This is a genomic window from Nonomuraea sp. NPDC050786 (assembly GCF_040654115.1).
Taxonomy (GTDB): domain Bacteria; phylum Actinomycetota; class Actinomycetes; order Streptosporangiales; family Streptosporangiaceae; genus Nonomuraea.
Genome location: NZ_JBFAHJ010000001.1, coordinates 732377 through 747592, shown reverse-complemented (window position 1 = coordinate 747592; position 15216 = coordinate 732377). Strand labels below are relative to the sequence as shown.

The 15216-nt window shown below is 69.3% G+C and carries 12 protein-coding genes; 8 read left to right on the top strand and 4 right to left on the bottom strand.

The genetic code is table 11. The features are described 5' to 3' along the window. Positions 1-20 precede the first annotated feature (20 nt). Positions 21-2057, bottom strand: a complete 2037-nt coding sequence (locus AB0H84_RS03840; protein ID WP_357597648.1) for a glycosyltransferase — start codon at positions 2055-2057, stop codon at positions 21-23. A gap of 54 nt (positions 2058-2111) precedes the next feature. Continuing rightward, complete coding sequence (wecB, locus tag AB0H84_RS03835) at positions 2112-3242, bottom strand: UDP-N-acetylglucosamine 2-epimerase (non-hydrolyzing) (RefSeq protein WP_357597646.1); 1131 nt, start codon at positions 3240-3242, stop codon at positions 2112-2114. Positions 3243-3418: 176 nt separating this feature from the next. Here wecB and AB0H84_RS03830 point away from each other — a divergent pair, with 176 nt between their 5' ends. The 5 genes from AB0H84_RS03830 to AB0H84_RS03810 all read left to right on the top strand — a co-directional run bounded on the left by AB0H84_RS03830 (position 3419) and on the right by AB0H84_RS03810 (position 9982). Further along, positions 3419-4969, top strand: coding sequence for a glycosyltransferase family 4 protein (locus AB0H84_RS03830; RefSeq protein WP_357597643.1), 1551 nt, complete (start codon positions 3419-3421; stop codon positions 4967-4969). Positions 4970-5087: 118 nt separating this feature from the next. Next, complete coding sequence (locus AB0H84_RS03825) at positions 5088-6350, top strand: nucleotide sugar dehydrogenase (RefSeq protein ID WP_357597640.1); 1263 nt, start codon at positions 5088-5090, stop codon at positions 6348-6350. 19 nt (positions 6351-6369) lie between these two features. Further along, positions 6370-7458 carry a glycosyltransferase gene (locus AB0H84_RS03820; protein WP_357597637.1) on the top strand — a complete coding sequence of 363 codons (1089 nt, stop codon included), beginning with the start codon at positions 6370-6372 and terminating at the stop codon, positions 7456-7458. Positions 7459-7479: 21 nt separating this feature from the next. Further along, a complete protein-coding gene (locus tag AB0H84_RS03815; RefSeq protein ID WP_357597635.1) occupies positions 7480-9270 on the top strand; it encodes a DUF4434 domain-containing protein in 1791 nt (596 codons plus the stop codon). 46 nt (positions 9271-9316) lie between these two features. Further along, positions 9317-9982, top strand: a complete 666-nt coding sequence (locus AB0H84_RS03810) for an NUDIX domain-containing protein (protein ID WP_344999152.1) — start codon at positions 9317-9319, stop codon at positions 9980-9982. A gap of 36 nt (positions 9983-10018) precedes the next feature. Here the strand turns inward: AB0H84_RS03810 and AB0H84_RS03805 are convergent, their stop codons facing one another. Further along, positions 10019-10666, bottom strand: coding sequence for a GNAT family N-acetyltransferase (locus tag AB0H84_RS03805; protein WP_357597632.1), 648 nt, complete (start codon positions 10664-10666; stop codon positions 10019-10021). Positions 10667-10775: 109 nt separating this feature from the next. Between AB0H84_RS03805 and AB0H84_RS03800 the strand changes: the two genes are divergently transcribed. Then, positions 10776-11681 (top strand): glycerophosphodiester phosphodiesterase family protein, encoded by a 906-nt coding sequence (locus AB0H84_RS03800; protein ID WP_357597629.1) that lies wholly within the window; start codon positions 10776-10778, stop codon positions 11679-11681. Here AB0H84_RS03800 and corA read toward each other — a convergent pair. After that, entirely contained in the window at positions 11678-12685 is a 1008-nt protein-coding gene (gene corA / locus AB0H84_RS03795; protein WP_357597627.1) for a magnesium/cobalt transporter CorA, read from the bottom strand. The genes AB0H84_RS03800 and corA overlap by 4 nt on opposite strands. 456 nt (positions 12686-13141) lie before the next feature. Here corA and purD point away from each other — a divergent pair, with 456 nt between their 5' ends. Together purD and AB0H84_RS03785 are read left to right on the top strand one after the other, a co-directional pair. After that, entirely contained in the window at positions 13142-14356 is a 1215-nt protein-coding gene (purD, locus tag AB0H84_RS03790) for a phosphoribosylamine--glycine ligase (protein WP_357597625.1), read from the top strand. Continuing rightward, complete coding sequence (locus tag AB0H84_RS03785) at positions 14353-15189, top strand: phosphoribosylaminoimidazolesuccinocarboxamide synthase (RefSeq protein WP_357597623.1); 837 nt, start codon at positions 14353-14355, stop codon at positions 15187-15189. The genes purD and AB0H84_RS03785 overlap by 4 nt, the downstream gene beginning before the upstream one ends. The last annotated feature ends 27 nt before the right edge of the window (positions 15190-15216 follow it).

The following is a 15216-nucleotide window of genomic DNA, read 5'->3' as shown; positions in this document are numbered from 1 at the left end:
CCGGCGGGACCAGCCGCCCGTCAGATGAGGACGTGGTCGTCGGGGCGGCCGACGAAGGAGAACTGCGCGTTGCGGGTCAGCTTGATGTGGTCGGCCTGCCAGGTGTGCATCGAGGTGTCCGCACTGCGCCAGTAGACGAAGTTGAACCGGTCCGCCGAGTAGATCTTGACGGAGTCCTCCTTCAGCCGCCGCACCAGATGGGTGTCCTCGCCGCGGGTGATGTCGGCGAACCCGTACGAGCGGAACATGTCGGCCTTGCCGAGGAACGTGCCGCCCTGCACCAGGAACGAGTAGCGGTGCTCCAGGCCGGGCAGCCGCAGCATCGTGGTGTTGCGGCCCTCGAAGTACGCGTAGTGCGCCCCCTTGCCGACCAGTTCGGCGTCCGAGTAGTCGAACGCGCGCACCAGGTCCGACAGGTAATGGTCGCCGTACAGGTTGTCGTCGTCCATCTTCGCGATCAGGTCGCCCTCGGCGGCGGCGATGCCCATGTTCATGCACGCGCCGAGCGACTGCGACGCGTCGGCGGGCAGGACCACGACGTCCGTGATCCCCGCCATGCGGGCCTTGTCGGCGACCACCACCGGGTCGATGTCCAGCCCGTGCAGCACCATGACGAGCTGGAGCGGCCGGTGGATCTGGCGGGCCACCGAGGAGATGGCGTGCTCGATCTGGGAGGCGCGGTTGGTGGGCAGCACGACCGAGATCGAGCGGGACCGGGGCTCCACCCGGTGCCCGAGGTTCTGCAGGATCTGGTCCACCCGGTGCGAGAACAGGTGCTTGTCGAAGACCTCGCGCATCGCCAGGTGGCCCATCCTGGCCCGCAGCTCGGGGCTGTTGATCAGGTGCAGGACCTGGTTGTACGACTCGACCGGCTCCCGCGCGATGGGGATGAGGTCGCCGAAGGTCTCCTCGACGGCCCGCGACCACCCCGACACGACCGGCGTGGCGCAGGCGGACAGCTCGAAGACCCGGCGGGCGCACATGGTCGGAGATTCGAGCACCGAGTTGACGTTGAGGAAGACCTTGTACATCCGGTACGCGGCCAGCATCTGGTCGTACGGGAGCTCGCCCACGATGTGCGGCCGGTACTTCTCCGGCCAGGCGTACTTCTCGTCCACCTCGCCGTTGCGCGCGAAGATGTGCAGCCCGAGCTCCCTGACGGGGTCGAGCACGGTCTCCATCTGCTCGCGCCGCTCGGGATGCTTGTCACGGAAGTACATCCCGGCGAAGACCACGTCGTGCAGGCGGCCCTGCCGCTGCTGGATCGGGTTGTGCACGCGGGGCTGGGCCGCGAACTGCAGCACATCAACCCGATCATGTCCCAAAATTTCCCGATATTTCGGCAGCATGTCACCGTCGCAGGTGAACACGTAGTCGAACAGCTTGGCCGTGTCGATGAAGAAGTCGAAGTTCGGCGGGTCCTCCTTGTTCCAGAAGACCGTCGGGATGCCCTCCTGCCTGCACCAGGCCACCAGGTCGCGCAGCGGCTCCTTGGGCGCGTTGGTGCCGGTCATCTGGTAGCGCCAGCGCCCCTGGTTCCCGTGCCAGGCCGACTCGCAGAACAGCAGGTCGGGCCGCTTCTCGGCGAAGATCTCCGGCCAGTCCTTGAGCCCGAACTCGATCTGGTCCCACTCGTACTTGAAGGCCATCCTGGAAAAGTCGTCCAGGATCACCGCGACCTTCAGGTCCGGCCTGTTGACCGGCCCCTTCGGCCACTTCACCGCCGGCACCTCGACCAGCGGCGGCCGGTGGTTGGCCGTCTCGATCGCCTCGGTGACCGGGGTGGGCGGCTTGGGCGCCTTCTCCTTCGACCGGACCGCCTGGACGATCTTCCCCGGGCTCTTCGAGCCCAGGGCCTCGCCCAGCTTGAACGTCCGCTTCGCCTGCGTCGCCTCCAGCTTCCAGGTCGCGTACGCGGCCTTCGCTTCGGCGATCTCCAGCCGCCTCCGGAGCTCCCTGACCTCGGCCTCGAATCGCTCGACGAGCTTGCGCTCCTCGGGCAGCCAGTTGACGGGGCCGAGCCGCTGGTACGTGGGCTCTTCGGGGGTTTCGGCCATGGTGATACGCCTATCGCTTAGCGGAGGTTTGTCATATTACGGCGGACAAGGCCGCTATTCGGGGCGTTTGGCCTGAGACGCAGGGGCGAGGTTGTCGCCCTTCAGCCAGGCGGAGATCACCTTCGCGATCCGCGGCCCGGCCTGGCCGTCCCAGAGCACCGGCAGCTCGCCGGCCGGCGTGGCGGCGCCGTCCGCCAGCGCCTTCTCCGCGGCGGCAGGCAGCAGAGCGGGCGTGACCAGCCGGTTCGTGCCGTGCGTGATCGTGATCGGCCGCTCGGTGTTGGGGCGCAGGGTCAGGCAGGGGACGCCCAGCACGGTCGTCTCCTCCTGGACGCCGCCGGAGTCCGTGACGACCAGGGCGGCGCCGCGTACGAGTGAGAGAAAGTCCACATAGCCCAGCGGGTCGACCACCTTGACCGTCTCGCTGTCGACCAGGCCGGCGGCGGCCAGGCGGGCCTTGCCGCGCGGGTGGATCGGCACCACGACCGGGATCTGCCGCGAGACCTCCAGCACCGCGTCGACCAGCTCCTTGGCGGCCTCCGGCGTGTCCACGTTCGCGGGCCTGTGCAAGGTCGCCACGGCATAACGGGCCGGTATGCCGAGCCGCTCGACCACGGGGGCGGGGTCCAGCGACGGCAGCGCCGCGTAGAGGCTGTCGATCATGGGGTTGCCCACCAGGTGCACCTTGGACGCGGGCACGCCCTCGTTCGCCAGGTAGGACAGCGCCTCGGGCGAGGTGGCGAAGAGCAGGTCGGCCAGCGCGTCGGTGACGACCCGGTTGACCTCCTCCGGCATGCCCCGGTCGAACGAGCGCAGCCCCGCCTCCACGTGCGCGGTCCTGACGCCCAGCTTGGCGCAGACCAGGATCGCGGCCAGCGTCGAGTTCACGTCGCCGTAGACCACGACCAGGTCGGGCTGCTGCTCCTGGACGACCTCCTCCAGGCCGACGAGCAGCGCCGCGGTCTGCTTGGCGTGCGTGCCCGAGCCGACCCCCAGATTCGCCACGGGCTCGGGCAGTCCGAGATCGGCGAAGAAGACGTCGGACATCAGCGCGTCATAGTGCTGACCAGTGTGGATGATGCCCTGCCGCACGCCGAGTTCACCGAGTGCCCGCACCACCGGGGCCGCTTTCACGAAATTGGGACGAGCACCCAATACGTGCAGGACCAGGGGGTTCTCCCTCATTGACCTCGCCTTTCATAGCGGAAGGGGAAAAACGTTGCCTATGGTACGGTCACGGCGTGGCATCCGACGCCAGTCGTCAAGACTCCTCAAAGGTTTCCGCGAAGTCCGCCCGTGCCGGCGTCGGTGGACTTCTCAAAGGCTTCGTCCAGCACCCGATCATCGTCTCCCGCGTCGTCGTGACGAAGGTCAAATCCGACCCGGTCCGCGTGGCACAGGCCGCGGCCGACGCGCTTCCGCCCCGGCTGCGCCCCGTCGTGGGCAGCGTGGCCTGGCCGGCCGCGCGGCGGGCCCGGCGCGTGGTGCGCAAGTTCGGCATGCGGGTGGTCAAGGGCCCGTGGAACGAGGCCAAGGAGCTGTGGAACGCCGGCCGGGTGAGCGAGGCCGCCGCCGTGCTCGAAGCCCACACCAAGTACCCGTTCGTCAAGCGCAGGGCGGCCTACTACCGGGGTGAGCTGGCCGCGATCAGCCCCGACCCCATCCCGCCCGGGCCCAAGGTGGCCATCACGGAGCGCGTCCAAGGGCGGGTGCTGCACTTGGTCACGAACGCGCTGCCGTACACGCAGGCGGGCTACACCGTCCGCACCCACCGCATCGTCACCTCGCAGCAGGCCGCGGGGCTCGACCCGCACGTGGCCTCCAGCTGGGGCTGGCCGATGTTCCAGGGGCACGCGGACGCGTCGCCGTTCGAGGAGATCGACGGCATCCCCTACTACCGGCTGCTGCCGGACGGGCACGGCGAGATGCCGTTCGAGATGCGCGGGCGCATGGTCAAGGGCGCCGACGCCGTCACGAAGCTCGTCGAACAGCTCAGGCCGCAGGTCCTGCACGCCGCCACCGACCACCGCAACGGCTCCGTGGCGCACGCCGTGCGCGACAGGACGGGCACGCCGTTCGTGTACGAGGTGCGCGGCTTCCTGGAGGAGACCTGGGCCTCCCGCGACCCGATCCGCGTGGGCAGCGAGCGGCACGTGCTCCAGCGCGAGCGCGAGGCGTTCCTCATGCGGGAGGCCGACGCCGTGGTCACGCTGGCCGAGACCATGGCCACGGAGATCGTCGAGCGTGGGGTGCCCCGGGAGCGGATCCACCTGGCGCCCAACGCCGTGGACGACACGCTGCTGACCGCGCACTACGACGGGGCGTCGTTCAGGGACGCGTACGGCATCGCGCCCAACGAGATCGTCGTCGGCTCCGTGTCCAGCATCGTGGCCTACGAGGGGTTCGCCACCCTGCTGCGGGCCGCCGCGCTGCTGCGTGACGACCGCACGCCCGTGCGGGTGCTCATCGTGGGCGACGGCGCCGAGCGCGACAACCTCCTGGCGCTGGTCGAGGAGCTGGGCCTCGAGGACGCCGTCCTCCCGGGCCGGGTCGGCCCCGATGAGGCGCTGCAGGCCCAGGACGCGATCGACATCTTCGCCTGCCCGCGCGAGGATCTGCGGGTATGCCGACTTGTTACGCCATTGAAACCCGTCGAGGCGATGGCGCTCGGCAAGCCGGTCGTGCTCAGTGACCTGCCCGCCCTGTCCGAGCTCGTCGGCTCCGACGGCGCCGGTCTCCTCGTGCCGCCGGGCGATCCGGCCGCGCTCGCCAAGGCCATCGCGGGGCTGCGCGAGGACCCGTCCCGGCGTGCCGAGATGGGTGAGGCAGGACGGGAGGAAGTGGCGGCGAAGCGGACTTGGAGCCGCGTTGCCGAGACTTACCGTGCTCTATACCGCTCTCTTACCGAATGATGACCTTCATGTTCGCTGTCACTTACGACGGGTTCGGTCGCATTAGGCGTGAGCTAGGTGGACTTGAGATAACCTTTGCGACCATGAAGTGTTGTTTCCGGCTCTCTAAGGCACTGCTGTGACAGAAATCGACTTGGCTGTCATCGGCCTCGGCTACGTCGGCATGCCCCTCGCCAAGGAGGCAGTCAACGCCGGCCTGCGGGTCGTCGGCGTGGACGTCGACCCCGCCAAGGTCGACGCGCTCAACGCCGGGCAGTCCTACATCGATGACCTGACCGACGCCGACCTCGAGCACATGCTGGCCAACGGGTTCAGCGCCACGCTCGACGAGACCGTGCTCGCCAGAAGCAACACGATCGTCATCTGCGTGCCCACCCCGCTGGACGAGGACCACCGCCCGGACCTGTCCGCCGTGGAGGGCGCCACCAGGACCGTCGCCCGCAACCTGAGCAAGGGCACGCTCGTCGTGCTCGAGTCCACCACCTGGCCCGGCACCACCGACGAGGTGGCCAGGCCCCTGCTGGAGACCTCAGGGCTCGTCGCGGGTGAGGACTTCCACCTCGCCTTCTCGCCCGAGCGCATCGACCCGGGCAACCCCAAGTTCGGGCTGCGGAACACGCCCAAGGTCGTGGGCGGCTACACGGCGACCTGCCGCGACCGCGCCACGGGGTTCTACGGGCAGTTCATCGAGCAGGTGGTGCCCGTCAGCGGTACCCGTGAGGCCGAGATGGCCAAGCTGCTCGAGAACACCTACCGGCACGTCAACATCGCGCTCGTCAACGAGATGGCGATCTTCTGCGACGAGCTCGGGATCGACCTGTGGGAGTCGATCGAGGCCGCGGCGACCAAGCCGTTCGGCTTCCAGAAGTTCCTGCCCGGTCCGGGCGTCGGCGGGCACTGCATCCCCGTCGACCCGTCGTACCTGTCGTACACGGTGCGCAAGCTCGGCTACCCGTTCAGGTTCGTGGAGCTGGCGCAGGAGATCAACGAGCGGATGCCGTCGTACGTGGTGGCCCGCGTCCAGCGTCTGCTCAACCGGCATAAGAAGGCCGTGAACGGCGCCAGAGTCGTTATGCTCGGCGTCACCTACAAACCGGACATCGCCGACGAACGTGAGACCCCGGCGCTCCCTGTGGCGCGTGCGCTGCTGGAGCTGGGCGCCGAGCTGTCGTTCGCGGACCCGTACGTCAAGGAGTGGTCGGTAGACGGCACCGCGGTGCCGCGTGAGGAGGATCTGGCCGAGGCCGTGATCAACGCGGACGTGACGCTGCTCCTGCAGCAGCACGCCGCATTCGACCTCGACATGGTCGAGGCGAAGGCCAGGCTCGTGCTCGACACCCGCGGTGTGCTCACCGAGGGTGAACGCGTCGAGCGGCTGTAGCGACGGAGGGCTGCGCGCAGTGCACGTGCTCGTCATGACGGTGGTGCATAACCCCGAGGACGCTCGAATCCTGCATAGGCAGATTCGTGCCCTTGTGGATGCCGGTCATGAGGTCACGTATGCCGCCTCATTCACCGCGCACGGGGTCGTGCCGCGACCGTGGGTAACCGGCGTCGACCTCCCCCGCGCCGCACAGCGCAAGCGGATGGCGGCCGTGTGGGCCGCCCGGCGCCTGTTCAAGCGCATGCGCGACAAGGTCGACCTCGTCCTCATCCACGACCCGGAGCTGCTGTTCGCCGTCTGGGGCGTGCGCAACAGGCCGCCCGTGGTGTGGGACGTGCACGAGGACACCCCCGCCACGCTCTCGCTCAAGCCGTGGCTGCCCGCGCCGTTACGGCCTCCCGTGCGCTTCTTCGCCCGCATGCTGGAGGGCACCGCGGAGCGCCGCATGCACCTGCTGCTGGCCGAGACCGCCTACGCGGGCCGCTTCAAGCACGCCCACCTGATCGTCCCCAACGAGACATGGGTGCCCGACACCGTGACTCCCCCGGGCGACGACCGGGTGGTCTACCTCGGCTGGCTGTCCAGGGCCCGGGGCGTGTTCGAGGCCATCGAGGTGGCGAGGCTGCTGCAGCCGTACCGCGTGGCCGTGGAGCTGATCGGGTACGCCGACCCGCAGAGCCGTCCCCTGCTCAACCAGGCCGTCACCGAAGGCGTGCTGGAGTGGCGCGACTTCATGCCCAACGACGAGGCGCTCAAGCGGCTCGACGGGGCGCTGGCCGGGCTGTCGCTGCTGCACGACGAGCCCAACTACCGCCACTCGATGCCCACGAAGATCGTGGAGTACATGGCGCACGGCATCCCCGTCATCACGACCCCGTCACCGCGCGCCGTCGAGCTGGTGGAGCGCTATGACAGCGGCGTCGTGGTGCCCTGGGAGGACCCCAAGGCCGTCGCCCAGGCGGTGCTGACCCTGCGCGACGACGTACGCGAGCGGCGGGCTCAGGGCGCGCGCGGCTACGCGGCCGCCCGCGCGAACCACCACTGGCCCAACTCGGCCAAGCGCTTCGTGGCCCAGCTGGAGTCCTGGGCCGGGGTCAAGCAGTAATCCATTGAGGGCGGTCTGAACGTGCGCTGGCTCTTCGTGGTCGCGGGCCTTGCCATGCTGGCCGTGGTCGCCACGGTGATCATCGTTCTGCCGTCCTCCTCGGACAAGCCTCCGGTCGCGGCTACGCAGAAGCCCAAGCCGTCGCACACCATGCCGACGCCGAAGGTGACGAAGTTCACCGACCCCTGTGGAACGTTCGAGACCAAGGAGCAGGCCCCGTACGCCGTGACCGGCTACTGGATCATGCCCAAGTCGAACCCCTGCACCTGGCGCACCCAGCTGAAGGAGATCCACGACGTCGGCGGCGACACGGTCATCAGGATCGGCTACGGCCTGCAGTTCCGCACCGTCTCGGAGTCGGGCGAGATCCTGACCAGGGACGGGGAGGTCGACCCGCTCTACAAGGCGTGCCAGGAGGACGGGCTGACCTGCCGCGACGCGGCCGAGCGCGACCTGCGCCAGGCCAACCCGGGCAACAAGATCGGCCGCACGTACGTCTACCGCACGGACGAGTCGTTCGGCCCCGACCTGTTCCGCTGCCCCCAGATGGAGCATCCCGTCAAGGCGGGCAACCGGATCTACTACCGGCTCCTCACGCAGCCGGACGGCTCTGACGACGCCACGTGCGACTTCTCCGGCAAGGCCGTCTCGTACGACATGATCCTCGTGGCCGGATCCGACAAGGACAGCCTGAACGAGCTGCTCGACCTGGGCGACCAGTTCGGCATCCAGATCTATCCGGCGCTGCCGCTGGCGCCGCGCGACCCGAACATGCCGACCAGGGCGTACAAGAAGCACCTTGGCACGCTGACCACGCTGACGCGGCGCATCCTGCAGGACTACGGTGCGCGCTTCGCCGGCCGGCCGTCTCTGGGGGGCGTCTACCAGCCGTTCGAGGTGCAGATGGCCGCCACCCTGGCCACGAACCCGACGCTGGAGGTGTACGCCGACCAGCACACGATCGTCGAGCAGCAGCTTCCCGGCAAACCCATCCTGATCAGCCCCTACATGGACGCGCGCAAGCGGGTGCCCTTCGGGCAGACGCCCAGGCAGGTGGCCGAGGCGTTCAAGGCGCTGGCCAAGACGGGGGTCGGCATCATCGCGCCGCAGGACAGCCGGGGGACCGGCAAGGTGGGGCTGTTCTGGCCGGACCAGCGCGACGACGAGGTGGACGAGCGGCTGCGCCCGATGGTGGGGGAGTCGACGTACGGGACGGCCTACTACGGCTCCACACGCGACTACTACCGCGAGATGTCGGTCGCCCGCGAGGAGATGGTCAAGGCCGGCTACGAGGTGGACCTGTGGGCGAACGTGGAGGCGTTCGAGCCGTCCGGCAAGGAGCCGTGCGCCCCCCAGGGCTCCCGGGGCAAGACGGACAAGAAGCGCCTGGACCAGGCCGTCACGATGGCGGGGCGGTACGTCCAGAAGGTCGTCTCCTACATGTGGAGCGACTACATGACGTGCGGGACCCCCTCGCTCGAGAAGGAGATCACCACCGACTGGCGGCGCCCCATCGCGGTGGACGCCATCCGGCGGGGCCGTGACGTCCAGGACGGGGTGGAGGTGCGCGGGTACAACCTCAAGGACAGCACCGTCACCGTCACGTGGTCGGGAGGCACCAAGGACCTGGTCGTGTCCGCGGTGGGGTGGCTGGACGAGCAGCCGCTCGAGGAGCTGCCCGAGGGGATGGCCACGGCGTGGGTGCCGTTCGACTGGACGCAGGTGCCCGCGGGCGAGTGGGTCAGGATCACCGTGAAGGGCCCGACGGGTCAGGAGACGACGGAGCCGTTACACGTACGCGTCGTCACCTGACGGTTCGCGTACATGGGTGCCCAGAACTGCGTGTAACGTGCCGTGCATGGTCCCGAGCGTCCCGGTCAGCGTCGACCTGGTCGTGCTCACCGTCAGAAACCAGGCACTGAGCGCCCTGGTGTGGCGCCGTGACAACCCGCCGTTCCTCCGCCGCTGGTCCCTGCCGGGGGGCTTCATCCAGCTGGACGAGGACCTGCCCGCCGCCGCTCAGCGCATCCTCGCGGAGCGGGCCGGCCTGCCGGGCGCGCCGGTCCACCTGGAGCAGCTCCAGACGTACGGCTATCCGGACCGCGACCCCCGCCAGCGCGTCCTGAGCGTGGCCTACCTGGGCCTGGCCCCCGACCTCCCGGCCTCGGAGAAGGCCCACATGAGCTGGCAGCCGGTCGACTCCCTCGCGGTCATGGCCTTCGACCACCGGCGCATCATGCAGGACGGCGTGGAGCGGGCCAGGGCCAAGCTGGAGTACACCTCGCTGGGGGCGGCCTTCTGCCCGCCGGCGTTCACGGTGGCGGACCTGCGGCGCGTCTACGAGATCGTCTGGGGGCGCCCGCTGGACCCGCGCAATTTCCACCGGAAGGTCACCAAGGCCGAGGGCTTCCTGGTGGAGACGGGCGGCACGACGACCCGTGACGGCGGCCGCCCGGCCAAGCTCTTCCGCCGCGGCCCCGCCGAGCTCCTCCACCCCCCGATGCTCCGCAGCCTCAAGGAGTGAGTCGGGCGAGACCGGCTTCTGGCTCCAAAGGGCCGGTCAGGGGTTCAGGACGGCGGCCGTCATCGGGGTGTGCAGGGTCCACCCGAGGGTCTCGTAGAGGGCCTGGCCCTCCGCCGTGGCCACCAGGACGCCCGTACGCGCCCCCAGTGAGGCGGCCGTGGACGCCAGGGTCTGCATGACCACCGTGCCGAGCCCGCGCCGGCGGTGGTTGCCCGCCGTCTCCACCTGATCCACGACGGCCGTGCGGCCCGCCAGCGCGAACTGGCCCCTGGCGGCGACCTCGCCCGCCGCCGTCAGCAGGCGGGCCGCCGTGACGCCGGCACGGGTGGTGACGGCCAGCGTGTAGCCGGAGGGAACCTGGGGTGTCCTGCGGGTCAGGGACACCGTCATCATGAACTCCGGGTCCTGCACGGCCCACCGCTCCGGCAGGAGCGGGGCGACGGCGGAGGCGGCGGCGCAGAGCTTCAGCCAGGTGCCCGGCGTGGTGATGGTGCTGGTCAGATGGTCGAGGATGCCAGGGGTCGGGGCGGTGACGATGTGGCGGGAGACGTGGCCGGGCAGGCCGACGTCCACCCGCAGGCCCCATGGCTCGACCACGGGACGGGGGGCATTGCGGGAGATCACCCAGCCCTCCACCCAGGCCCGGACTGTGGCGGGATGGGCAGTTTTGAGAACCTCCGTCATGGAGCACAGCTTATGGTCTGCCCCTGACAGAGGACCGGGGCGTAGCAGGATAAAAAGGACACGGCGTGGCATCGCCGAGTCGTTACCCGCGCCCGGTAGGGTCCCCGTTGTGCGCGTTGAAATACATGGTCACCGGGGAGCTCGGGGCCTCTGGCCGGAGAACACCCTGCCGGGAATGAGCCGCACGATGGAGCTCGGCGTCCACGCGCTCGAGCTCGACGTCGCCCTCACCGCCGATCGCCGCCTCGTGCTCACGCACGACCTGACGGTCTCCGCCGTGACGAGCGCCGACCGGCGGCCGATCACGGCGGGCGATCCGCTCTTCCCGTACGTCGGCAAGCCGATCAACGCTCTCACGCTGGCGCAGCTGCGCACGCTCGACGTGGGCGTACGGCTGCCGCGCCACCCCGACGACCCGTTCGCGCTGACCCAGGTCCCCATGCCGGAGACCAGGATGCCGACGCTCGGCGCCGTGCTGGGGCTGGTGAACGCCTACGAGGCGGAGGGCGTACGGCTGCACGTCGAGCTGAAGTCCGACCCCACCAGGCCGGAGCTGACGCCCGATCCCGAGCTCTTCACGGAGCTGGTCGTCGAGGAGCTCGACCGGCACGGCAGGCTCGGCAACGCGGCCATCCTCAGCTTCGACTGGCGGATCGTCTCGCAGGCCGCCCGGCTCGCCCCCGACACGCGGCGGTTCGCGCTGATCGAGCTGGACACCCTGCACTGGCACGACGACCTGGGCGACGACATACCGGCCGCCGCCCGCGCCGCCGGGGCCACCACGCTCTCGCCCGAGCACGTCATGGTGGACGAGGCGCTGATGGCCCAGGCGAACGCCGCCGGGCTCGACGTGGCCGTCTGGACCGTCAACGAGGCGGCCTTGGCGGCGAGAATGCTGGACCTGGGAGTGGCCGGGATCGTCACCGACTATCCCGACCGGATGCGGGAGCTCTGGCGGGAGCGGGGGCTCGAGCTGCCCACGCCCGTGGGCCCGCTCAAGCCGGTGGGGGTCTAGAGCCAGCCGTTCCTGCGGAAGCCCCGATGCAGGAGCACGCAGGCGGCGACCATGACGGCCAGCACCGCGGGGTACCCCCAGACCTGGTGGATCTCCGGCATGAAGTCGAAGTTCATGCCGTAGATCCCGGCGATCATCGTGGGCACGGCCAGGATGGCGACCCAGGACGAGATCTTGCGCATGTCCTCGTTGGCCAGCGCGTTGGAGCGGGCGAGCGCGGCCTGCAGGATCGAGCTGCACAGCTCGTTGGAGGACTCGACCTGCTCGCACACCCGGGAGAGGTGGTCGCCGACGTCGCGGAAGTATTCACGCATGTCGTTGGGGATGACGCGGCGCTGGGGCAGCGCGGCCAGAGGGGAGAGCAGCGGGGTGACGGCCCGCTTCATCTCCAGCATCTCCCGCTTGAGCTGGTAGATCCGGTTGATGTCGCGGGAGCTGACGTCGGCGAACACCGTCGCCTCGACCTCTTCCAGCTCGAGCTGCATGAGGTCGGCGACCTGGAGGTACTGGTCCACGACGTGGTCGGCGATGGCGTGCAGGACGCCGGCGGGGCCGCGGTTCATCAGCTTGGGCTTGTCCTCGAGGCGCTCGCGGACCACCGTGAGGGGGCAGTGCTCGCCGTGGCGCACCGTCACCACGAAGTCCACGCCGAGGAAGACCATGATCTCGCCGGTGGCGATGATCTCGCTGTTGCCGGTCAGCTCGTCGTGGTCGAGGTAGGAGACGGTCTTGAGCACCATGAACAGCGACTCGCCGTACCGCTCGACCTTGGGGCGCTGGTGGGCCTTGACGGCGTCCTCGACGGCCAGCGGGTGCAGCCCGAACACCTCGGAGAGCCACTCCACCTCGGGGGCCTCGGGCTCGTGCAGGCCGACCCAGACGAACGCGTTGGCGCCGTCGGAGCTCTTGTTGTGCTCGCGTACGAGGTCGAGCGCCTCGACGATGCCGGAGGCGGCGACCTTCCTGCCCTGGATGTAGGCGCCGTACTCGACGATGGAGTCCACGGGAGGCACGCAGACCTCACGCACCGACTCGGCTAGCGCGAGCCCGGTGTGCGGACGAACAGGGTGACGGTTGATGCGACGGAAAAGCGTGGACGAGCGCATGGCAGTCCCTTTCCGCCCGACCTGGCACGCTCCACGCGCGACGAAAAGTCACCTCACAGAATGCGCGGAGGCACGATCAGGCTGCCGGATTGGAGTGGTCGGGGGTATGCGGTGTGTACGTGAGCGAGCACGTACTGCTGGGATCACCAGGTTTCATCCCGGACCACCTCCAATCGCATTGGGACGCCGCGAAGCCGCCCTAACTTACCACAGGCGGGTGAACCTACTTGACGATACTCGCAAGGACGGCCTCGACTCAGGTAGAACTCGACAAAGTTCCGGTGCTATTCGGGCGAATCGTGTGCTCCAGCACCCTCGCGTGCGCGTGGCGGCGGGCCTGCGACAATGGACCGCGTGCGCGTTCTAGTCATTGGTTCCGGAGGGCGTGAGCACGCCCTGTGCCGTTCACTCAAGCTCGATCCCCAGGTCGCCGAGGTCCACTGTGCCCCGGGCAACGCGGGCATCGAGGAGGTGGCGACCGTCCACCCCGTCGATCCGCTCGACCCCGAGCAGGTGGCCGAGCTGGCCCTGCGGCTGCGGGTCGATCTCGTGGTGGTGGGGCCGGAGGCGCCGCTCGTCGCGGGGGTGTCCGACGCCGTGCGCGAGGCGGGCATCGCGTGCTTCGGGCCGTCGAGAGACGCTGCCATGATCGAGGGCTCCAAGACGTTCGCCAAGGAGGTCATGCGGGCGGCCGACGTGCCGACCGCGCGGGCCAGGAGCTGCGTCACGGAGGAGGAGGCGGCCGCCGCTCTCGACGAGTTCGGCGCCCCGTACGTGGTCAAGGACGACGGGCTGGCCGCCGGCAAGGGCGTGGTCGTCACCGACGACAGGGACAAGGCGCTGGCGCACGCGCGGGCGTGCGAGCGGGTGGTGATCGAGGAGTTCCTCGACGGGCCCGAGGTGTCGATGTTCGCGCTGTGCGACGGGAGCACCGCCGTGCCGCTGCAGCTCTCGCAGGACTTCAAGCGCGCCTACGACGGCGACGAGGGGCCCAACACGGGCGGCATGGGCGCCTACACACCCCTGCCCTGGGCGCCCGACGGGCTGACCGAGCAGGTCATGCGGGAGGTCGTGCACCCGACGATCGGCGAGCTGACCCGGCGCGGGCTGCCCTACCAGGGCGTGCTCTACGTGGGGCTGGCCCTGACCTCCAAGGGGCCGAAGGTCGTCGAGTTCAACGCGCGCTTCGGCGATCCGGAGACGGAGGTGCTGCTCGACCGGCTGGAGACGCCGCTGGGCGGGCTGCTGATGGCGTGCGCGACCGGCGAGCTGGGGCTCGACCCGGTGTTCAAGGACGGCTCGGCCGTGACCGTGGTGATCGCGTCGGAGAACTACCCCGAGGCGCCGGTCAAGGGCGACGTGATCAATGGGCTGCAGGAGACGGAGAACGCGTACGTCCTGCACGCCGGCACCAAGCGGCAGGGTGACGAGGTCGTCTCCAACGGCGGCCGGGTGCTCAACGTGGTCGGCCACGGGCCCGACCAGGAGAGCGCGCGCCGGGCGGCCTACGACCTCGTCGGCCGCATCCAACTGCGCGGCTCCTTCCACAGGACGGACATCGCCCGATGAAGCATGTGCACTCCGGCAAGGTACGCGACCTCTACCAGACCGACGAGGGCCTGCTCCTGATGGTCGCCTCCGACCGGATCTCGGTCTTCGACTACGTGCTGGAGACCGAGATCCCCGACAAGGGGGCCATCCTCACGCAGATGTCGCTGTGGTGGTTCGACCAGCTCAAGGACGTCGTGCCCAACCATGTCGTGGCTCCCGGCGACGACACCCGCAGCGTGCTGTGCCGGCCGCTGCGGATGGTGCCGGTCGAGTGCGTGGCGCGCGGCTATCTCACGGGCGGCGGGCTGAACGAGTACCGCGCCGACGGCACGGTCTCGGGCGTCCGCCTGCCGGAGGGGCTCGAGGACGGCTCCCGGCTGCCTGAGCCGATCTTCACGCCGTCCACGAAGGCGCCCATGGGGCAGCACGACGAGCCGATCTCCCACGAGCGGGTCGTCCAGGAGGTCGGCGCGGAGACCGCCGAGGAGCTGCGGCGGATCACCCTGGCCGTCTACACGCGCGGCGCGGAGATCGCCCGTGAGCGCGGCATCATCGTGGCCGACACCAAGATCGAGCTCGGCTGGGACGCCGACGGCGTGCTGACCCTCGGAGACGAGGTGCTTACGCCCGACTCGTCGCGATTCTGGCCGGCCGACCAGTGGCAACCGGGCCGTACGCAGCATTCTTTTGACAAGCAATTTGTACGCGATTGGCTACTATCGCCCGAATCGGGATGGGACAAATCCTCCGGAAACCCCCCACCTCCCCTTCCTGACCACGTGATCGAGCGCACAAGGCAGCGATACCTAGAAGCATATGAGCGCGTCACGGGGGCTTCCTTTAGCGGATGATTCGGCTGGGTCATGTGGTGTAAGCGA